This is a genomic window from Comamonas sp. 26, from assembly GCF_002754475.1.
In the GTDB taxonomy this organism is placed as follows: domain Bacteria; phylum Pseudomonadota; class Gammaproteobacteria; order Burkholderiales; family Burkholderiaceae_C; genus Comamonas.
In genome coordinates this window covers 96,439-115,187 of the sequence record NZ_PEFL01000003.1, presented here as the reverse complement: position 1 = coordinate 115,187, position 18,749 = coordinate 96,439, and the positions used below count along the sequence as shown (strand labels likewise).

The 18,749-nt window shown below is 59.5% G+C and carries 17 protein-coding genes and 2 pseudogenes; 14 read left to right on the top strand and 5 right to left on the bottom strand.

The window, feature by feature from the left end:
* The first annotated feature begins 57 nt into the window (after positions 1–57).
* Together CLU84_RS18735 and CLU84_RS22525 are read left to right on the top strand one after the other, a co-directional pair.
* A complete protein-coding gene (locus CLU84_RS18735) occupies positions 58–954 on the top strand; it encodes a pirin family protein (protein WP_199173817.1) in 897 nt (298 codons plus the stop codon).
* Between the two features lie 18 nt (positions 955–972).
* Positions 973–1,071: pseudogene (locus CLU84_RS22525) on the top strand (hydrolase); the annotation flags it as partial.
* An 89-nt stretch (positions 1,072–1,160) separates the two neighbouring features.
* Here the strand turns inward: CLU84_RS22525 and CLU84_RS18725 are convergent.
* On the bottom strand, positions 1,161–1,571 hold the full coding sequence (locus tag CLU84_RS18725; RefSeq protein ID WP_199173801.1) for a helix-turn-helix domain-containing protein: 411 nt from the start codon (positions 1,569–1,571) through the stop codon (positions 1,161–1,163).
* A 167-nt stretch (positions 1,572–1,738) separates the two neighbouring features.
* Here CLU84_RS18725 and CLU84_RS18720 point away from each other — a divergent pair, with 167 nt between their 5' ends.
* The 3 genes from CLU84_RS18720 (at position 1,739) to CLU84_RS18710 (ending at position 5,631) form a co-directional block, all read left to right on the top strand.
* Positions 1,739–2,746: an NAD(P)-dependent alcohol dehydrogenase gene (locus CLU84_RS18720; RefSeq protein ID WP_099739292.1), complete on the top strand. Its 1,008-nt coding sequence runs from the start codon at positions 1,739–1,741 to the stop codon at positions 2,744–2,746.
* A gap of 387 nt (positions 2,747–3,133) precedes the next feature.
* On the top strand, positions 3,134–4,936 hold the full coding sequence (locus tag CLU84_RS18715; protein ID WP_199173800.1) for a 3'-5' exonuclease: 1,803 nt from the start codon (positions 3,134–3,136) through the stop codon (positions 4,934–4,936).
* A 32-nt stretch (positions 4,937–4,968) separates the two neighbouring features.
* Positions 4,969–5,631 carry a hypothetical protein gene (locus tag CLU84_RS18710; protein ID WP_099739288.1) on the top strand — a complete coding sequence of 221 codons (663 nt, stop codon included), beginning with the start codon at positions 4,969–4,971 and terminating at the stop codon, positions 5,629–5,631.
* A gap of 1,518 nt (positions 5,632–7,149) precedes the next feature.
* Here CLU84_RS18710 and CLU84_RS18705 read toward each other — a convergent pair.
* Together CLU84_RS18705 and CLU84_RS18700 are read right to left on the bottom strand one after the other, a co-directional pair.
* Positions 7,150–8,213 (bottom strand): annotated as a pseudogene (locus CLU84_RS18705) (PAS domain-containing protein).
* Positions 8,206–9,039, bottom strand: a complete 834-nt coding sequence (locus CLU84_RS18700; protein ID WP_233210309.1) for a hypothetical protein — start codon at positions 9,037–9,039, stop codon at positions 8,206–8,208. The pseudogene CLU84_RS18705 and the gene CLU84_RS18700 overlap by 8 nt, the downstream one beginning before the upstream one ends.
* Positions 9,040–9,379: 340 nt before the next feature.
* Between CLU84_RS18700 and CLU84_RS18695 the strand changes: the two genes are divergently transcribed.
* From CLU84_RS18695 to CLU84_RS18665, 7 genes are all read left to right on the top strand, one after another.
* Positions 9,380–9,763, top strand: a complete 384-nt coding sequence (locus tag CLU84_RS18695) for a VOC family protein (RefSeq protein ID WP_099739283.1) — start codon at positions 9,380–9,382, stop codon at positions 9,761–9,763.
* Positions 9,764–9,987: 224 nt separating this feature from the next.
* Positions 9,988–10,230, top strand: coding sequence for a hypothetical protein (locus CLU84_RS18690; RefSeq protein WP_099739281.1), 243 nt, complete (start codon positions 9,988–9,990; stop codon positions 10,228–10,230).
* Positions 10,231–10,391: 161 nt separating this feature from the next.
* Positions 10,392–11,003: a class I SAM-dependent methyltransferase gene (locus CLU84_RS18685; protein WP_099740047.1), complete on the top strand. Its 612-nt coding sequence runs from the start codon at positions 10,392–10,394 to the stop codon at positions 11,001–11,003.
* A 33-nt stretch (positions 11,004–11,036) separates the two neighbouring features.
* Positions 11,037–11,849, top strand: coding sequence for a tRNA-uridine aminocarboxypropyltransferase (locus CLU84_RS18680; RefSeq protein WP_369826897.1), 813 nt, complete (start codon positions 11,037–11,039; stop codon positions 11,847–11,849).
* Between the two features lie 173 nt (positions 11,850–12,022).
* The gene (locus CLU84_RS18675; RefSeq protein WP_099740046.1) at positions 12,023–12,979 is read left to right on the top strand and encodes a transporter substrate-binding domain-containing protein; all 957 of its coding nucleotides are present in this window, start codon (positions 12,023–12,025) and stop codon (positions 12,977–12,979) included.
* Positions 12,980–13,038: 59 nt separating this feature from the next.
* The gene (locus tag CLU84_RS18670) at positions 13,039–13,800 is read left to right on the top strand and encodes a sterol desaturase family protein (RefSeq protein WP_233210308.1); all 762 of its coding nucleotides are present in this window, start codon (positions 13,039–13,041) and stop codon (positions 13,798–13,800) included.
* A 440-nt stretch (positions 13,801–14,240) separates the two neighbouring features.
* The gene (locus CLU84_RS18665; RefSeq protein WP_099739276.1) at positions 14,241–15,338 is read left to right on the top strand and encodes an acyltransferase; all 1,098 of its coding nucleotides are present in this window, start codon (positions 14,241–14,243) and stop codon (positions 15,336–15,338) included.
* Between the two features lie 6 nt (positions 15,339–15,344).
* Here the strand turns inward: CLU84_RS18665 and CLU84_RS18660 are convergent, their stop codons facing one another.
* Positions 15,345–16,013, bottom strand: a complete 669-nt coding sequence (locus CLU84_RS18660; protein WP_369826886.1) for a DUF924 family protein — start codon at positions 16,011–16,013, stop codon at positions 15,345–15,347.
* 325 nt (positions 16,014–16,338) lie between these two features.
* Between CLU84_RS18660 and CLU84_RS18655 the strand changes: the two genes are divergently transcribed.
* Positions 16,339–16,821, top strand: a complete 483-nt coding sequence (locus tag CLU84_RS18655; RefSeq protein WP_233210307.1) for a DUF1439 domain-containing protein — start codon at positions 16,339–16,341, stop codon at positions 16,819–16,821.
* Between the two features lie 66 nt (positions 16,822–16,887).
* Here CLU84_RS18655 and CLU84_RS18650 read toward each other — a convergent pair whose 3' ends face one another.
* Positions 16,888–17,700, bottom strand: a complete 813-nt coding sequence (locus tag CLU84_RS18650) for a substrate-binding domain-containing protein (protein ID WP_099740043.1) — start codon at positions 17,698–17,700, stop codon at positions 16,888–16,890.
* A gap of 163 nt (positions 17,701–17,863) precedes the next feature.
* Here CLU84_RS18650 and CLU84_RS18645 point away from each other — a divergent pair, with 163 nt between their 5' ends.
* Positions 17,864–18,742, top strand: coding sequence for a LysR family transcriptional regulator (locus tag CLU84_RS18645; protein WP_099739270.1), 879 nt, complete (start codon positions 17,864–17,866; stop codon positions 18,740–18,742).
* The last annotated feature ends 7 nt before the right edge of the window (positions 18,743–18,749 follow it).

Sequence of the window (18,749 nt, the reverse complement as noted above, 5' to 3'; positions counted from 1 at the left end):
ATTGACTTATTGATGCCTGGCGTGCGCTCTGTTGGTCGTGCAAAGGAGAATGCCGTGCTGAAAAAAATTCTGGGTGTTTACGAAGCTCCTCGTCCCCACTGGGTGGGCAATGGTTTTCATGTCCGCTCGCTGTTCAGCTATGGTGACCACGGTCAGGCGCTCAGCCCCTTTTTGCTGCTGGACCACGCGGCTCCAGAAGACTTTCCGCCCACCACCGAGCGTCGTGGCGTGGGCACCCATCCCCACCGTGGCTTTGAAACCGTGACCATCGTCTATGACGGTGAATTGGCGCATCGCGACTCCACTGGCGCGGGCGGTACCATCGGCCCCGGCGATGTGCAGTGGATGACGGCTGGTGCAGGCATTCTGCACGAAGAGTTCCACTCCGACGCCTTTGCCAGCACCGGCGGCCCCATGGAAATGGTGCAGCTCTGGGTCAACCTGCCTGCCAAGGACAAGATGTCCCCACCCGGCTACCAGACCCTGCTGAACGCCGACATTCCCCAGGTTGAACTGCCTGATGGCGCGGGTTCACTGCGCGTGATCGCCGGTGACTACGCTGGGGCCCAGGGTCCTGCACGCACCTTCACGCCCATCAATGTCTGGGACATGCGGCTGAAAGCCGGTGCCAAGGCTGAATTCAAGGCCCAGCCCGGCCACACGCTGGCGCTGGTCGTGCAGCACGGCACTGTGCTTATCAACGGCAAGGAAGTGGCGCGCGCCGGTCAGCTGGTGCATCTCGATCGTGATGACGACACCGTGCAGTTTGAAGCGAATAACGACGTCACGCTGCTGTGGCTTTCGGGTGAGCCGATCAACGAGCCGGTAGTGGGTTACGGCCCATTCGTGATGAACAGCGATGAAGAAATCGCTCAGGCCATGGACGACTTCCGCAGCGGCCGCTTCGGACGTATTCCTGCTGCTGAGCGCACCAGCGCGGCTACCAACCATTAATAGTGCAGTGCCCGCTCGCGCAACTGGCGCAATGACATTGAAGGTCTGGGCGCTCTGTTCAGTGCCCGCATCCTTGACGATCGCAATCGGATCACCAGCGACACCCTGCTGACCTGAAAAAAAGCCCGCAAGCTGCTGCAGCCTGCGGGCTTTTTTGCGGGTGCTTATTTAAATTTGATAGCTTAGATCGATTATCTATCAATGGCCTAGGCCACTTTTTGTGCAATATCTGGGGCGGAAGAGGCTGTTGTCTCGGCATTGACTTCTGCATCGTCATGCAGCGACTCGGCTGCGTCAAAACGCTGGCTGTAGCCCTGGCCCCAGTTGCGCATGGCAATCAGCACCGGCTGCAGGCTGCGGCCCAGCTCTGTCAGCTCATAGTCCACGCGCGGCGGCACCTCGGCATACACAGTGCGCTGCACAATGGCAGCCTCTTCCAGCTCGCGCAGTTGCAGGGTCAGCATGCGCTGGGTGATACCGCCAATGCTGCGGCCCAGCTCGCCAAAGCGCTTTTTGCCGTGCAGCAGGTGAAAGAGGATGATGGGCTTCCACGTTCCGCCCATGACGGACAGCGTCACCTCCACGGCGCAGCCGCTTTTGCTGTTCAAGCGTTTCATGAGGCCTCCGCTGCTCGTTCAAAAGATAGCGCCATCCTACCGCCCGTCAGTGCTGGCGCATTACTTACATTTTTAATACTACCCAACAAATATGTTGGTACTGGCGCGCTGCAACCTTTGGCGGCACCATGCACGGCATCTGTACTTCACGCCCTTGAGGAGCCTCCATGAAAGTCATGCAACTTGCCGCCCCCGGCGGATTCGAGAATCTGAAGCTGGCCGATCTGCCCGCGCCTTCAGCCCCTGCGGCCGGTGAGATTCAGGTGCGCATTCACGCCAGCTCGCTCAACTACCACGACCTGGGCGTGGTGCGTCGCCCCGGCGCGGCCGCCGACGGCCGCATTCCCATGGCGGACGGCGCAGGCGTCGTCACCGCCGTGGGCGCAGGCGTGAGCGAATTTTCCGTGGGTGATGCCGTGGTCTCCACCTTCTTCCCGCAATGGCTGTCGGGCCGCAAGGTGCCGTCGGACTTCCAGTTGGTCCCCGGTGATGGTGTGGACGGCTTTGCGCGTGAACTCGTCAATCTTCCCGCCACCAGCTTCACCCACGCCCCCAAGGGCTGGAGCCATGCCGAAGCCGCCACGCTCACCACCGCTGGCCTCACCGCCTGGCGCGCGCTGGTGGTGGATGGCGGCATTCAGGCTGGCGACACCGTGCTGGTGCTGGGCACGGGTGGCGTCTCCATCTTTGCGCTGCAAATGGCCAAGAGCATGGGCGCGCAAGTCATTGCCACCACATCCAGCCATGCCAAGGCCGAGCAGCTCAAGGCTCTGGGGGCCGACGTGGTCATCAACTACCAGGACACCCCTGAGTGGGGCGACGCGGTGCTGGCCGCCACCGGCGGGCGCGGCGCTGACATCGTGGTCGAAGTGGGCGGCCCCGGCACGCTGCCCCAGTCCATCCGCGCCTGCGCCGTGGGCGGCCATATCGCGCTGATTGGCGTGCTGACCGGCATTGCCGGTGCCGTGCCAACGCTGGAGCTGATGCGCAAGCAGCAAACCCTCAAGGGCCTGATCGTCGGCAGCCGCGAGCAGCAACAAGACATGGTGCGGGCGCTGGAGAACTTTGGCTGGAAGCCTGTGATTGACAGCCGCTACCCGCTGGAAAAAATGGTGGATGCGTTTACGCATCAGGCGGCGGGCAAGCACTTTGGCAAGATTTGCCTGGAATATTGATAGCTGCTGGCGCTTTGTGCGCCTTGATTGAGAGCAGATCGGGCATGTGATTTCTTTGGGTCACATGCCCGATTTGTTTGCTGAAGCTTTGCAGGCCAGGTTTCTGCCTCTGACAACCAAGTTGAATATATTTTGATAGCTGCCAACGCTTGATTTGATTGGGCTAGAGGCGGATTTGACTTGAAATCGTTCTTTAACGGCTCGTCCGCTGCTGAAGAAAAAACGCGTCCCGAATATCAACCGCAATCCATATCCGAAACAAAGCCAAAACCGAATTACAGCCAATGTGAGCGACAGCTTTAATTGTTTTTGCAAGATTCAAAAAGGTTGAATCGGCTATAAACCCCTCATTCTCGAAACAAGAAGATACAAGTAAGAGGTGGGGCAATGGCGGTATTAATACCCGCGCTCGGCAGTTGCGCGGGGCGAATGACCAGCGGTGAAAAACGGCTGGCAGAGCGCTTGCAGCAGAAGCTGGAAGACGATTATTTGCTGTGGTGGGACGTACCCGTGGGCCCGATGCAGACGCGGCCTGACTTCATCGTGATTCACCCTCGGCGCGGGGCCCTGATTCTGGAGACCAAAGACTGGCATCTGGAGACGATCAAGCAAGCCACGCCGCAGTATTTCGACATCATTCCTGATGGTCGTCCTACCACCACCATCAACCCGCTGGCACAGGCCCGCCATGGCGCGATTCGCGTCGTCAATGCGCTGGAGGCCGATCCGCAACTGGTGCAAGGCGAAGGCCCGCACCAAGGCAAGCTCGCCTTCCCGTGGGGTCATGGCGTGGTGCTCACCCGCATTACCCGCAAACAGTTCACCGATGCGGGGCTGGGCAACGCGATTGCTGAGCATCTGGTCATCTGCAAAGACGAGATGCAGGAAGACGTGGATGCAGAGGCTTTTCAGCAGCGGCTCTGGGCCATGTTTCCCTACCCGTTTCGCTCGCTTATCACCCTGCCGCAGCTCGACCGCATTCGCTGGATTCTCTTCCCCGAAGTGCGCGTGCCCCAGCAGCAACAACTGTTTGGCGAAGGCCTGGAGCCTGACGAAGACGAGCTGCCCGACATCATGCGTGTGATGGACCTGCAGCAAGAGCAGCTGGCCCGCAGCCTGGGCGACGGCCACCGCGTCATTCACGGCGTCGCAGGCTCAGGCAAGACCATGATCCTCGGCTACCGCGCCGAGCATCTGGCGCAGACCCAAGGCCCGGGCAGCAAGCCCATCCTCGTGCTTTGCTACAACGAGCCGCTGGGCGTGAAGCTGGCCGCCAGCATCGCCGCCAAAGGCCTGCAAGACCGCGTGCATGTGGTGCACTGGGACAAATGGACGCGTGCCCAGCTCACCGCCTACAACCTCTACACGCCAGAGCTGGATGCGCTGCATGTCAGCAAAAAGTTTGACGAGATTGCGCGCAGCGTCATCAAGGGCGTGGATGCCAAACACATTCCCGGCGGCCAGTACCACGCCATCCTGATCGACGAAGGCCATGACTTTGCGCCCGAATGGCTCAAGCTCATCACGCAAATGGTGGACCCCACTACCAACAGTCTGCTGCTACTTTATGACGATGCGCAAAGCATTTACGACCGGGGCCAGAAGCGCAACTTCAGCCTCAAAAGCGTGGGCATACAGGCGTCTGGCCGCACCACCATTCTCAAGATCAACTACCGCAACACCCGCCAGATACTGCAACTGGCCCACCGCGTGGCGGGCGACATGCTCACCCCGGAAGACGCCAAGGACGAAGACGGCATCCCCTTGCTCAAACCCCTGAGCTGCGGCCGCGAAGGCCCCGAGCCCATCGTCATCGACTTGCCTACGTTTTCAGAACGCGCCGCCCGCGTGGCCGAGCTGCTGGCCGACCAGCATGCCCAAGGCCACGCCTGGGGCGAGATGGCCGTGCTGTGCCGCCATAAGGACGAGATGTTTCTGTGCGCCGATGCCTTACGCCGCAAGGGCTTGCCGCATCGCGTGCGCCTGAAGCCCGGTGACTTTAAACCTGAGCACGATTCCATCAAGCTCATGACCATGCATGCGAGCAAGGGGCTGGAGTGGCCTGTGGTGGCCGTCGTTACTTCGGATGAAGAGCGTCGTGTCAAGGATGTGAAGAAAGATGGGGCGTTGGAGGCCAGGTTGGTTTATGTAGCGACAACTCGTGCGACATATAAGGCAATTCAAGTTTGATTTTTTAATGTGTTTTTTTAGAGGAGGTATGTATGGAAGCAAAGATTACGGCAAATAAGCTTGGTGAATATCTGACAGCTTCAGCTCGGAGAAGAAGAAGCATTATTAAAACCATTCAGGAGGAAGGTGGATTTCCCGCCATGCATTACACAGATGCACGAAATGCAATTTGTGACTATTTGTCTGGAAATATATCTTCTCAGCAGCTTTTGGAAAAATCGATTGAGCTTAAAAATTATGTGTCAGACAATAATTTTTCGCAGAGCACAAAAAATGCATCAGGTGCCGCCATTGAAGATTTTATTGAACTAGAAGATGAAATAGTAGTTAAGAATTGCTTAATCAGAAAAGGGTCTGATTTTCAAGAAAATTCAATTGAAATATCTGGCGTAAAGGTTGGTGCAAAGCCGGATTTGATGCTGCTGTCAGCAGATACAGAAGAGGTGGTTGGGTGTATTAAATTTCACTTCTCACAAAGTGCTAGTCTAGAGAAAGACTCGGCTGAGTATACTGCCACAATAATGAAAAAGCATTTGGAGGATAACTATACGGGCGGGAATAAAATTGATCCAAAGAAAATATTAATAATTGATAATCCAACAGGTGAGATTTACGAGGCTCCGAAATCGACAAAAAGTCGATTAAAAGATATAGAGGCCGGATGTGAGGAGATTTTTGCTAGATGGGAGATATAGGATTTTTCTGAGTAAGTCTCTTATGAGTTAGTAACGGAGGGCGGGTCTCGGCCCGCCAGCCGACCTACTTTCTTCTGCAAGAAAGTAGGCAAAGAGCCGCACCCCTACTGCCCACGACCCTCCGGCTTCGCCTGCGGGCAACCTGTGCCGTCAACCTGTTGTGGCTGTGCGGCAAAACTCACTGCGAGCTTCGCTCTCCGTTCAAGCACATTGCCGCAGATTTGATGACGATGCTGCTGCACTCTGCGGTGCAGCAGCCAGCCCCAAGAGGCCGCCGTCGCAGGCGTGGGCACAAGGGGCGATACCGGGAGCGGGATAGCTTCTTTATCAAATTGATAGCTGATACCGCAATTGGAATAAGCTCTGGAAGCTAATTTCGCCATAGCTCTCGCAGGCCGTCCGTACCCGCTCCCGCCCGTGTGTCTGCGCCTGCGGCACGTCGTTCAGGCTGCGGGCATTGGCACCGAAGAGTGCCAATGCTTCGTTCTCCAATTTGCGGCAATGTGTTTGAACGGAGCGGCATGCCGCGCAGTGAGTTTTGCCGCACCGCAGACTGAATGGCGTGACGCAGGTTTGCCCGTAGCGAAGCGCAGGGACGCAGATAGTCGGGGCGCATTCTTTGGGTTACGTTTCTTGTGCGAGCAAGAAAGGTAACTCGCCTGCCGGGGCGACTCCCGGCCTCTGTCGCTGGCGACAAAGCGATGCTGTTTTGATAGCTGCTTACGCTTTATGTACTTTGGTTTGGGGCCGATTTTCTTTAATTTTTTGTTTGAACGACATGCCTGATTGGTGGACAGAGGGCGGGTCTCGGCCCGCCAGCCGACCTACTTTCTTCCGCAAGAAAGTAGGCAAAGAGCTGCACCCCTACTGCCCCCGACCCCTTCGCTGCGCTGCGGGGCAACCTGCGCCGTCAACCTCTTGGGGCTGTGCGGCAAAACTCACTGCGAGCTTTGCTCTCCGTTCAGACACATTGCCGCAGATTTGATGACGATGCGGCTGCACTCTGCGGTGCAGCCGCCAGCCCCAAGAGGCCGCCGTCGCAGGCGTGGGCACAAGGGGTGAGATACCGAATGCGGGATAGCTTCTTTAATAAATTGATAGCTGCTACCGCAATCTGGATAGGCGTTGTAGGTTGATTTCGTCACAACTCATGCAGGCCATCCGAATCCGCTCTCACCCGTGTGTCTGCGCCTGCGGCATGCGGTTCGGGCTGTGGGCATTGGCACCGCAGAGTGCCAATGCATCGTGATCTGACTTGCCGCCGTTTGTTTGAGCGAAGCGCTGCAAGCGCGAAGCGAGTTGGGCGGCACCGCAGACTGAATGGCGTGACGCAGGTTTGCCCGGAGCGAAGCGCAGGGACGCAGACAATCGGGTCGCATTCTTTGGGTTACGTTTCTTGTGCGAGCAAGAAAGGTAACTCGCCAGCCGGGGCGAGACCCGGCCTCTGCCGCTGACTAAGCTAAAAGATTTTGATAGCGACCAGCGCTTAACCAATAAGCGCTACAGCCTAAAAACACTTTAATCCTCAGACCCCAGCACCACCCGAGCCGTCAACGCCGTCCGCCCGGCCTGAGAGTCAATTCCCAGCATCCCGCCGACTCGCGCAACCCGCACGGCCATGGATCGCATGCCTATGCCCAGGCCCGATGCATCCACGGCCTGCACGTCAAAGCCCACGCCGTCATCTTCGATCTCCAGCACCAGCGCATGAGGCTGGCGCTGCGTCAGCAGCAGGCGCACATGGCGGGCCTGGCTGTGCTTGATGATGTTGGTCAGCGCTTCTTCAATCAGCCGGGTCAGCGCCAGGTATTGCAGCGCATTGGGCGGTGTGCTCCAGTTTTGCGGAAACTGCCAGTCGCAGTGGATGCCAAGGGCCTCGAACAGGTCGTTGAAGCGGCGGCGCAGGGGGCCAGCCATTCTTGTGGTGTGGCGGGCACGCGCACCTGGGCTGAGGCGCTGCTGTCAATGCTCTGGCGCAGGTCGCTGCGGATGAGTTTGAGCATGGAGAGCACCTGGGGCCGGGTCAGAGAGGCGCTGCCTTGCTCTACGGAGGCAATCATGTGGACCAGCTCGCCGCCCACGCCGTCGTGCAGGTCGTGGGTCAGGCGCAAGCGCTCCTGAAGGCGGGCGTTGGAGAGTTTTTCGGCCTCCAGCTCGGCCCGTAATTGCTCGTTTTTTTTCTGCTCGGTGATGTCGAAGGTGAAGCCGATCAGGGCGGTGGTCTGGCCCTGTTCGTCGCACAGCACATGCACGACTTCCTTGACCCAGACAAAACGGTTGTCGCTGGTCTGGGCGCGGTATTCGGCTTCGTGATCGACCCCGGCAATGCAGAGCTCCACGCAGCGCGAGACGGTTTGTTCGCGCTCGTCGGGGTGGATGCGCTCGGCCCAGTCATTGACGGTTTCCCAGCTTTCGGGGCTCCAGCCCAGCAGCTCTTCGATCTGAGGGCCGATATAGCTGTATTTCTTGCTGGCCCAGTCAATTTTGAAGGGAATCGCCAAGGTGGATTCCAGCAGGGTTTGGTAGAGGCCGTTGTCTGTGTCGGGCTCCAGGGTGCGCAGGCGGGGGGGGCGATCAAGCATGGGACGCTCCTGTGGGATCAAGAGGTGGGTGGATGGAGGGCAGCTCGTTCCAGAACCAGTAGAAATAGCTGTCTTCGGTCTGCAGCAGTGTCTGGGTTCTGACGCTGCTGCGCCCTGTGCCTTGCCAGCAGGCCAGGGCGGAGTTGCGGTTGCCGTGCAGAGCCAGGCAGGTCTGCCCAAGCAGCTTGGGTCTGGGCGGGACGTACAGGGCGTGGCCACGTGGCAGCCAGAGGTCGGCCAGGCGGATTTTTTGCGTCTGAGGCCAGTATTTGCCCACGGAAATTACCAGCGGCAAATGCGGGTCGATGGAGGTGAAGATGTGCGGGAAATCGTGATGTTCGAGATCGGTACAGACCTTGCCCAGTAAGCGGTTTCCGGTTCCTTCATAGGGCGATCGGTGACCAGCAAACATGCCGAACTCCAGGTCGACGAGTGAAAGACGTGGCTGCGGACTGGTGATGTAAATGCTCTGGCCTGGCTCAATCAAGGTCATCCCGAAGGCTTCAGCCGCCTGGCGTGTGGCTGGCAAGGCTTGGTACTTGACTTCGCTGGCCTGGAACTCCAGTCGGGTCTGATTGCCGTACTTGGGATCGGGGTGTGTGGTGGTCGCAGAGAGGACGTGGTATTCGTTGCCGATCTCGACCTTGGGGTCCATCGCGGCGGCCTCCAGCGGCTTCTGGCCTTCGGGCGGTGTGGCGCGGTAGTGGGGGTATCCGTCGATATTGCAGAAGTACGGAGTCTGCAGAAGATCGACCGCCGTGGGCGAGTCTTCCTTGATGAACAGCACGGGATCAAAAAACGGTTGGGCCATCGTCTGCCATTTCACGGTGCGGGGTTGGAGTGGTCACTGCCTTGTGCACCGTTGTGGTGCTAGCAGTCATTGGTTCTTATATGTAACCAAGTTGTAGCAGTCTAAATCAAGCAGGAATGATGGCCTAGGGCGGTGACGCGCCTGAATGTGCGGGCGCAGCATCTGCACAGGCAAAAACAAGTGGGGTATGCCATGGTGTTTTGTGGTTTTGATAGCTGCTGGCGCTTATTCAGAAAGCGCTACAGCCCTTTTTTCTATCAAAGAAATAAGACGACTGCTTCCACGAAAAGCCCGGTACGATGGCCCCCGGATTTCCCGTTATCGGCCTGCAACCGGGCTCACCTAGGAGACAACCATGTTTAGTCACATCATGTTGGGCGTGAATGATCTGGAAGGCGGCAAGCGCTTTTATGACGCACTGCTGGGCCAGTTGGGCATTGCGCCTGGCGTTGCCAACAAGAACCGTTTTTTCTACCGCAGCCCCACGGGCACATTTGCGATCACGACGCCGATTGACGGCTCTCCCGCCACAGCGGGCAATGGCGCGACTACGGGTTTTGCCGCGCAGTCTGTTGAGCAGGTGAACGCGGCCCATGCAGCGGGCCTGGCGGCTGGCGGCCAATCGATTGAAGAGGCTCCGGGCTGGCGCGGCGAGGGCGTGGGTGCGCTGTATCTGGCGTATCTGCGTGACCCATCGGGCAACAAAATTTGCTTGCTGCATCGTCCGGCAAAGGTTTGAGCTCCTGAGGCGCTGTGCGCCTCCTCCCTCAGGGATGACACCGTCGCTGCGGGGCGGCCCTTGCTCGCTGCCCTTGGGGCCGGGCGCTGAATGCCTTGAGAGACTGAGTTGCAAGCGGTGATGCTGACCCTGTCGCCGGTGAAAATCCGGGGCAGGCGGCACAATGGCTGCTTTGCAGCGCGGGCATGCGTCCGGGCTCTGCACCACATTCCAGTAGCTTTTTCATGACCAACACCACCAATCCTGCCGAAGACCATCTGTGCGACAGCTGCGCCGGCATTCAGCGCAACTGGCGCAAAGCCCCCGGCCATGCCGAACTGATGCAGCACGGCAACCGCAAGGAAGATCGCGGCTCCAACTCGGTGACGGTGACCCGTTATGTCTGTGAGCGTTGCGGCACGGTGTGGGATTACGAAAACAACAAGCAGGATCAGCGCAAGGGCTGGTCTGTGATTGGACGAATTTAATTCCCTGAGGCGCGGCGCGCCTTCCCCCTTTCTCGCTTCGCGGAAGGGGGACGACAGCCTCGCTGCGGGGCTGCCCTTGCTTGCTGTCTCCTTGCTGAGTCAGCGTCGGTTTTTGAAGTTTCGGCGTCTTCGGGCGCCGTTTGTTTTTTGAAGGAGGCTGCGTGCAATCTGCAAGCAACGAGTGGTTTGACGAGGCGTATTACCAGCGCTTTTACTTTGACAAAAAGACCAGCGTGATCGACCCCGAGCACGCCCGTCGGCTGGGTGCGTTTGTCTGCTCGTATCTTGCGTATCTGCGCGTGCCTGTGCAGCGCGTTCTCGATGTTGGCTGCGGCATTGGCCTGTGGCGCGAGGCGGTGGAAGCACACTTTCCCGGCGTGAGTTATCACGGCGTGGAATTCAGCCCCTATCTGTGCGAGCGCTATGGCTGGGAGCAGGGCTCGGTGGTGGACTATCGACCTAAGGATGGCCAGCCGTTTGACCTGGTGATTTGCCAGGGCGTTCTGCCGTATCTGAGCCCGGCTGATCTGAAAAAAGCGCTGACCAATCTGGGCCGTCTCTCGCGTGGCGGCCTCTACATCGAAGCAGTGGCCAAAGAAGACTACGAGCGTGACATCATCGACGAAGACCTGACCGATTCGCGCCTGTACCGCCACCGTGCCGAGCTGTACCGCCGTGGCCTGCAGCCCCATTTCAAGGAGCTGGGCGGCGGAGTGTGGCTGAGCCGCAAGGCCGAGCTGCCGCTGTTTGAGCTGGAAGCTGTGGGTGGATGAGCTGATGCTTTCCGGGGTGATGAAACCATGACGATGACCAACGATGTGCCTGTACTGCTGACCCATGTGCGCAGCGTGGAGTCTGCCGTTGCGCCCCACGCCGTATCGCGCCTGCGCACGGCGCGGCTGGCGCGCAGCACGCGGCCGTTTCTGGCGCGTGGCGGCCCCAAGGGCGAGCGCTGCGAGGGCTGCCGCCTGCGCCCCAGTCACTGCATGTGCGCGCTGCGCCCTGAGCTGGGCACACGCGCTGCGTTCTGCCTGCTGATGCATGACGCCGAGCCGCTCAAGCCCAGCAACACCGGCTGGCTGATTGCCGATGTGGTGCGCGAGACCTATGCCTTTGGCTGGTCGCGTACCGAGGTGGACCCGCAGATAGAGGCCTTGTTGGCCGACCCTCAGTGGCAGCCTTACGTCGTCTTCCCCGGTGAATATGCGCAGTCGCCAGAGCGCGTGGTGCAGTCGCTGGATGAGCCGGGCAGGGCTGCGCTGCAAGCGGGCAAGCGCCCGCTGTTTATCTTGCTGGATGCAACCTGGTCCGAGGCGCGCAAGATGTTTCGCAAGAGTCCGTATCTGGATGGATTTCCGGTGCTCAGCCTGCACCCGGATTTGCTCTCGCGCTATCAATTACGCAGATCCAAGCGCGATGACCATTTTTGCACCAGCGAGGTGGCGGCGCTGTGCCTGGAGCTGGTCGGTGACGCTCCCGATGTGCATGCCGGTCAGGTGCTAGAGAGTTATCTGGGCGTGTTTACCGAGCGCTATCTGCAAGCCAAGCACCAGCAAAACGCCGATGAAGCCAGCAGCGCCCACCAGCGCCTGCGCGAACTGATGGGGTCAGCCCCGTGAAACGCGACGTATGGAGCCCGGTGCGGAATAAGCATTCCACTGAAAGCAATAAGTGAGCAACGACAATCGGACAAGGGCCTCGTGTACATGGACATGAGGTGTTTGCCGGATTGGGTTGGTGATAAGCGCCGATGGCCATAGGTCTCGGCGCTTTTGTTTTGGGAGTGTGGGTGATGAGCAAGTCGTTGAAATGGGGTTGGCTGGCGGCAGCGCTGGTGTGCGCAGGTTCGGCCATGGCAGCGGGCAAGCCTGTGAAGCCAGAGCTGGGTGCCAACATTGATACGACCGTTGATGTTTCTGCATCGCCCACGCTGCAGCGCTGGCAGGCCGGCGGCACCGTGGTGCTGGGCACGCGCGAAGCGGCCACGCCCATGGTCTATGCGCTGGGTGCGAACGAGAAGTTCGTCGGCTATCACATGGAGCTGTGCGAGCGCGTGGTGCAGGCCATTGCGCCCAAGGCCCAGCTCAAATACATGGTGCTGACGCCGCAGAACACCATGCCGCTGATCAACAACGGCACGGCGGACTTCAACTGCGCCAGCATGACCAACAACCTCACGCGCCAGAAGCAGGTGGCCTTTGGCCTGACCACCTATGTCAGCGAGGTGCGCATGGCCGTGCGTGCCGATTCGGGCATCACCTCCTTCAGGCAGCTGCAGGGCCGCAACGTGGGGGCCATCACCGGCACGACGGCGGTGCAGATTCTGCGCAAGTACGCCAGCGATAACGAGCTGAACTTCAAGACGCTGATGAGCAAGGACCAGTTCGAGAGCTTTTTGCTGCTGGAGTCCGGCCGCGTCGATGCCTTTGTGCTGGACGACAACATGCTGGCCGGCGTGATTGGCCAGAGCAAGAACCCCAAGGGCTACAAGATCGTGGGCGAGGTGATTGGTGCCGAGCCCATCGCCATCCAGTTCAGCAAGAACGACCCGCAGATCAAGAAGGCCGTGGATGGAGCCATCCTGCAGATGATCCGCTCGGGTGAAATTCACAAGCTCTACGCCAAGTGGTTTATGCAGCCCATCCCGCCCAAGAACGTGAATCTGAATCTGCCCATGGGCGAGATGCTCAAGAAGCAGCTGGCAGCGCCCAACGACACGTCGCTGGAGCAGTTTGTATTGCCCCAGTAAGGCACGGTCGCTGCAAGCATCGATAGACTGCAAGGCATAACTCAAGGGGAGTAATTGCCGTGCTGGAGTATCTGGTCTACCCACTGATTGCGCTGATGTTTGTCGCTGTGTTCACCCGCGAGGTGATTGCGCCTGCGTCGCGCAATCTCTGCGACCGGCGCTGGCTGATTTACAGCAGTGCTTTGGGCGCGCTGACGCTGGTGTGCACGCTGGCGCTGGGCTGGGTGCTTGAAGAGCGCATTCGCCAGCACGCGCTGCTGGATGTGGGCGCGCGCTGGAACCCTTTGCTGGTGGGGCTGCTGAGCTTTTTCATCACCAGCTTTGTCTTTTACTGGTGGCACCGCGCCACCCATGCGTCTGATCTGCTGTGGCGCATGTTCCACCAGCTGCACCACAGCGCGCGGCGCATCGAGGTGCTGACTTCGTTTTACGCCCACCCGCTGGATTCTGCTGCGGCCATGCTGCTGAGCGTGATCTCCAGCTACTGGGTGCTGGGTGCCAGCCCGGCCGCAGCTGCCGTGGCCCTGGGACTGACCGCAGCGTTTGATTTGTTCACCCATGCCGACCTGCGCACGCCGCGCTGGCTGGGCTATGTGCTGCAGCGCCCCGAGATGCATACCGTGCACCATCAGCATGGTCACCATGCGCAGAACTATGGTCTGCCGCTGTGGGACATGCTGTTCGGCACCTGGGTCAACCCGGCAGAGCGCGCACAGAAACTTGGGTTTGACGACGATAAGTCCGAGCGGATTGCCGAGATGCTGCTCTGGCGCGATGTGCACCAAAGCGCCCCGGTCTGCGGGCGCAAAAAGCGTCTTTGAAATTATCTTTGTAGTATCAAATTTGATAGCTGCTAGCGCTTGCAGATGTAGCGAAGCAGGCCTTTTTTGTTCTTAATTGTTAAAACAGCTTTCGAACATCCAGCCCCTGGCCAATCGCCGGGGTTTTTGGTTTTGGATATTCGAAAAAATCTGTTTAAATCCCCCGAATCTGTTCACTTGTCAACAGATAACCAGCCGCCTGGCTGCGGGCTCGCGCCATTTCTTGCTGCTTGATGGCGGGGGATGAAGGACTGCGAGGCCTGCACAGTTCAGGCGCTTTGAGCGTGCTCCGCACGCTCTGCGACTTCGGGTCGCTGCAAAGAGCTGTTACTGCCTTTTTGCGCAAACTCTGAATACTGCAACAGCCGTGCATGGGCATGGCTGTGTTTTGTGGATCGCAAGCTCGGCCTGTGCCTGAGCGAAAGGAAAGGTGTCCGGTTTTGGTGGAGTCAGCTTTCAAGCTGCGCTACAACCCAGCGCTTGATGGGTTGAGAGGCATTGCCATTGTGCTGGTGCTGCTCTCGCACGCACATGCGCCTATGTTTGATGGCGCATTCTTCGGTGTCGATCTGTTCTTTGTGCTCAGCGGCTTTTTGATCACTTCGCTGCTGCTGATGGAGTTCCAGCAGCATGGCAAGCTGGATTACTGGCGCTTTTACCGCCGCCGCTTTTTCAGGCTGATGCCGGCGCTGGCGCTGTTTCTGGGCGTCTACTGCGTGGTGGCTCCGTTTCTTTGGCCGGATTTGACGGACATCTACTCAGACGCACTGGTCTCCATCCTCTACCTGGCCGACTACGGCATCGCTTTCTTCGACAGCCCGGACACGCTGCTGCACATGTGGTCGCTGTCGGTGGAGGAGCATTTCTATCTGATCTGGCCGCCACTGCTGGTCTTGCTGCTGCGCAAGGCCACGCCGGGCAGGGTGTGGGCACCGCTGCTGGCGCTGTGGGTGCTGAGCACGCTGTGGCGCATCTTCTGGGTCATGCAGGACCAGAAGTTCTACGAGATTTTCTTCCGCTTTGATACCCGCGCCTCGGGCCTGCTGGCAGGTGCCTTGCTGGCGGCGCTGACGCTGGAAAAGCCTAAGTGGATCGAGAGCCTTCAATCCCTGCGCGCCTACACCATGTGGTTTGTGCTTGCCGTGCCGCTGATCATGGAGCTGGAGTGGGACAACCAGCACGCCATGGTCTGGGGCATTACGGTTGTGGAGTGTGCCGCACTGGTCGTGCTGCTGGCCGTGCAAAAGCCCACGGGGCTGGTCTATGAAATGCTGACAGCGCCGCTGTTCATCAAGCTGGGTCAGCTGTCCTACGGCATTTACCTCTGGCACTACCCGGTGGTGCGCTATTTGCGGGCCGATTACTCGTGGCCGGTGACGGTGGTGCTGGGGCTGCTGATTTCGACAGCCCTGTCTGCCCTGTCGTTCTATACGGTAGAGCGCTGGGCCATGCGCTACCGCGATGCGGGCAGCAAGCCTGCGCGTCAGCCGCAGCCGCGCAAAGAGCCCGCGCTGCGTGAGGCGACGCACGGCTCGTAAAGGTCGTCAGAAGCCAGAGCCGGGCTGGGCCAGATACGCTGCTTCTTCAGCCGTGCTGGTGCGGCCCAAAATTGCGTTGCGATGCGGAAAGCGGCTGAACTGCTCAATCACCACCTGATGGCGGTGGGCGTAGTCCAGCGATCCGGCCAGGTACTCGCGCAACTCTGCATCTTCGGCGGCCTGGTGCATGGCATCAAACGCGGCCACACAGCGCTGCTGCATGGCAGGGTCTTCGGCATGCTCCAGCGGCAGGTACATGAAGACGCGCACCACCTCGGGCAGTTGCTGGTCAGCACCTGACTGCATGGCCTGCAAAGCCAGCGTCAGCGCCTGCGGGTCGCCCGCAAAGCTTTTGGGCGTGTTGCGAAAGATATTGCGCGTGAACTGGTCGAGCAGCACCACCAGTGCCAGATGCTGCCACGGCCCTTGCGCAGACCAGTGCTGCAGGCCGCCGCCCAAGGCCGCCTCAACCGCCACACCAAAGCGTTCGCGCAGCTCCTCATCAAACGCTGGGGACTTGGTAAACCACCGGCTCTTGTACTGCAAAGCCTGTGCGTTGCCGGGTCTGGCGCTACCAAACCATTGGGTCAGAACCTGATCGGGCAGGGTGGCATCTGCGGCCGCTGCTGCCAGGGCCTCATGGGTGGGAGTGGGGTGAGCATTCATGTAAGTCATTGTGCATGGAGCGCTGCTGCGGCTTTTGCGTCAACCTGCGCGCAGGCAGGACGTTAAACAACAGACTTTTACCTGCAGATAGTAAGAAATGGGGAACCTCAAACACCCATCGAGACTCTGTGGAATAGCAAGCGAGAGACAATGGATTATTCAAAAACCATAGCGTTAAGCACTGGTTTGTCAAGCGTTCCCATTGTTTTTGAATCAGATTTTACGGAGTTGGGTGGTCGTGATGAATCGGCGCGCATGGTTGATGTCGGCAGCAATGGGTCTGGGTATAGTCGCTGCAGGTTGCTCGGGCAAATCAGTGCCCAGCAGCGTAAGTGTGAGTCAGCAGAAACTGCAGGAGATGCTGGCAAGGCGTTTCCCCAAGCAGTTCCCCGTGGCGGGGTTGCTGCAATTGGATTTGCAGGTGCCGCAGCTGAGCATGCGGCCCGAGCGCAACATGCTCAACGCCGTCATTCCGGCTGAGCTGAGCGGCAAAGTGCTCAAGGAGCGTTTCAGCGGTCTGCTGGATGTGGACTTTGCCCTGCGCTACGAGCCCTCGGACCGCACGCTGCGCGCTCACCAGATCAAGGTCAACCAGCTGAACATTGACGGCCTGTCGCCCGCGCTCAGCGACATGCTGGGTACTTATTCCACGGCGCTGGCCGAGCAGGCCATGGGCCAGATGGTGCTTTATCAGCTGCAAGATCAGGATTTGGCGTTGGTCGATGCGCTGGCCATGGAGCCCGGCACCATCACGGTCACGGCTCAGGGCCTGACGGTGGCGCTGGTGCAAAAAGCGCCGCAAGGCGTCAAGCGCTGAGTCTCTCCAGCTGAAATACCAAAGCCCGCACGGCCTGCCTGCGGGCTTTGTCTTTTACAGGGTGGATTAGCGAGGCTTGGCAATCGGCTCCAGACCCGTGTCGCGAATGGCTTTGGCAGCGCCGGGCGAGGTGTAGAACTTCAGCAGCTGTTCCAGCCCCAGCGGGTTGGTGGAGGTGCTGGCCGTGCCTGCCGAGAACAGTGTGTAGTGCTGAACCGAGTCAGGCAGCGTGCCGGCATAGCTGATGCCTTCAATGGGCAGCAGCTCGCTGACCTGCTGCAGGCCGATTTCTGCCTCGCCTCTGGCTACGATGGTGCCAACGCGCTCAGTCACGATTTTTTTGCTCTTGGGCATGACCTGATCGTGAATGCCCAGCTTCTTGAGCATCTGGGTTTCGTAATAAGTACCGCTGGCGCTGGCCGAGTAGGCAATGCTCTTGGCATTCAGCAGCACCTGGCGCAGCTTGTCTTCGCTGCTGATGTCGGGGATGGGCGCGCCTTTTTTGACGGCTATACCCACGGCAGAGCGCACCAGATCGATCTGCGTGCCTTGCTTGACCAGTCCCTTGGCCGCCAGATCATCCAGCGCGCCGCGCGCCAGAATCACCACGTCGGCCTTTTCACCCTGGCTCAGACGGTTGGGAATGGAGGTGGGCGATGAACCCATGGAGGAGCCATAGGCCGATTCAACCGCAATGCCGGTCTGTGCCGTGAACTGCGGAGCCAGCAGCTTGTGCGCTGCCGTAAAGCCGCCCGAGGTCATGAGGCGTACGGGCTCTTTGCTGCTCTGGCTGGCGGGCTGCTGGGCGCAGCCAGCGACCAGGGCAACAGCGCTGATCAGCAGGGCGCGGCGGGCGGTGAAAAGGGCAAAGGCTTGCATCATGTCTCTCGGTTCTTGATTAGGTTCAAATGGCCTTGAACCCTTATTGAATAAGCGCAAGCAGCTATGTTTGTCATAGCTTTTGCGGCTGATGGGATTGTGAAAAGTCGCGGTCTTTCCGTCCAATACCGTTTGCGTCTGGACTTGATACGAAAATCGTCCTATGGATTTGCGCCGCCTCACTTGTTTCCTGGCCGTGGCCGATGAGCTGAACTTCAGCCGCGCTGCCCAGCGCCTTCACATGAGCCAGCCCCCGCTGAGCCAGCAGATACGCCTGCTGGAGCAGGAAATGGGGGTGCAGCTGTTTGAACGCTCGCGCCGGGCGGTCACGCTGACGCCTGCGGGCCTGCTGCTGCAGGAAAAAGCCAGACAGATCGTGGAGCTGCACCAGCAGGCTGGTGAGCTGTGCCGCATGGCTGCCCATGGGCTGGCAGGGCGGCTGCGCATTGCTTTCACCGCCTCGGTGCCGTTGTTTGACGAGTTCTCGGCCATGCTGCGTGACTTCCGCACCCGCTACCCCGAGGTCGAGCTGGATTTACAGCACATGACCACGGGCGAGCAGATTGCGGCGCTGACTGCCGGGCAGATTGATATTGGTTTTATGCGGCCTTCGCCCGCGTTTCGCATTCCCGTGCCCATCCGCGAGCAAACGCTGTGGCGCGACGAGCTGATGCTGGCCCTGCCCGCCAGGCAGGCGGCAGATTCGCTACCCGTGGCGCTGAGCGCTCTGGCCGATCAGCCTTTTGTGCTGCACCCCACCGTGCTGGGCGGCGGGCTGCACGAACATATTCTGGCCTTGTGCAGCGAAGCCGGCTTTGTGCCGCACATCGCCCAGCCAGCGCGCGAAACCTCGACCATGCTGGCGCTGGTGGCCGCCGGGCTGGGCCTGTCCATCGTGCCCAGTGTGTATGAGCGCATTTGCCCTCCCGGCGTGGTGTTGCAGCCGCTGGCCGATGCCGCGCGCCACTCGCGCATTGCCATGGTGAGCATGCAGCAGGCACCATCGCCCTGTGTGCAGATGTTCTGGCAGCTGCTGCGCTGAGCAAGCT

What these genes read in the sequence shown, in the direction of transcription:
- CLU84_RS18690 (WP_099739281.1), top strand. Translation starts at nt 9,988, where the DNA reads ATGACCAACACCACCAATCCTGCCGAAGACCATCTGTGCGACAGCTGC.
- CLU84_RS18660 (WP_369826886.1), bottom strand. Translation starts at nt 16,013, where the DNA reads ATGACTTACATGAATGCTCACCCCACTCCCACCCATGAGGCCCTGGCA.
- CLU84_RS18715 (WP_199173800.1), top strand. Translation starts at nt 3,134, where the DNA reads ATGGCGGTATTAATACCCGCGCTCGGCAGTTGCGCGGGGCGAATGACC.
- CLU84_RS18710 (WP_099739288.1), top strand. Translation starts at nt 4,969, where the DNA reads ATGGAAGCAAAGATTACGGCAAATAAGCTTGGTGAATATCTGACAGCT.
- CLU84_RS18650 (WP_099740043.1), bottom strand. Translation starts at nt 17,700, where the DNA reads ATGCAAGCCTTTGCCCTTTTCACCGCCCGCCGCGCCCTGCTGATCAGC.
- CLU84_RS18645 (WP_099739270.1), top strand. Translation starts at nt 17,864, where the DNA reads ATGGATTTGCGCCGCCTCACTTGTTTCCTGGCCGTGGCCGATGAGCTG.
- CLU84_RS18695 (WP_099739283.1), top strand. Translation starts at nt 9,380, where the DNA reads ATGTTTAGTCACATCATGTTGGGCGTGAATGATCTGGAAGGCGGCAAG.
- CLU84_RS18725 (WP_199173801.1), bottom strand. Translation starts at nt 1,571, where the DNA reads ATGAAACGCTTGAACAGCAAAAGCGGCTGCGCCGTGGAGGTGACGCTG.
- CLU84_RS18720 (WP_099739292.1), top strand. Translation starts at nt 1,739, where the DNA reads ATGAAAGTCATGCAACTTGCCGCCCCCGGCGGATTCGAGAATCTGAAG.
- CLU84_RS18680 (WP_369826897.1), top strand. Translation starts at nt 11,037, where the DNA reads ATGACCAACGATGTGCCTGTACTGCTGACCCATGTGCGCAGCGTGGAG.
- CLU84_RS18675 (WP_099740046.1), top strand. Translation starts at nt 12,023, where the DNA reads ATGAGCAAGTCGTTGAAATGGGGTTGGCTGGCGGCAGCGCTGGTGTGC.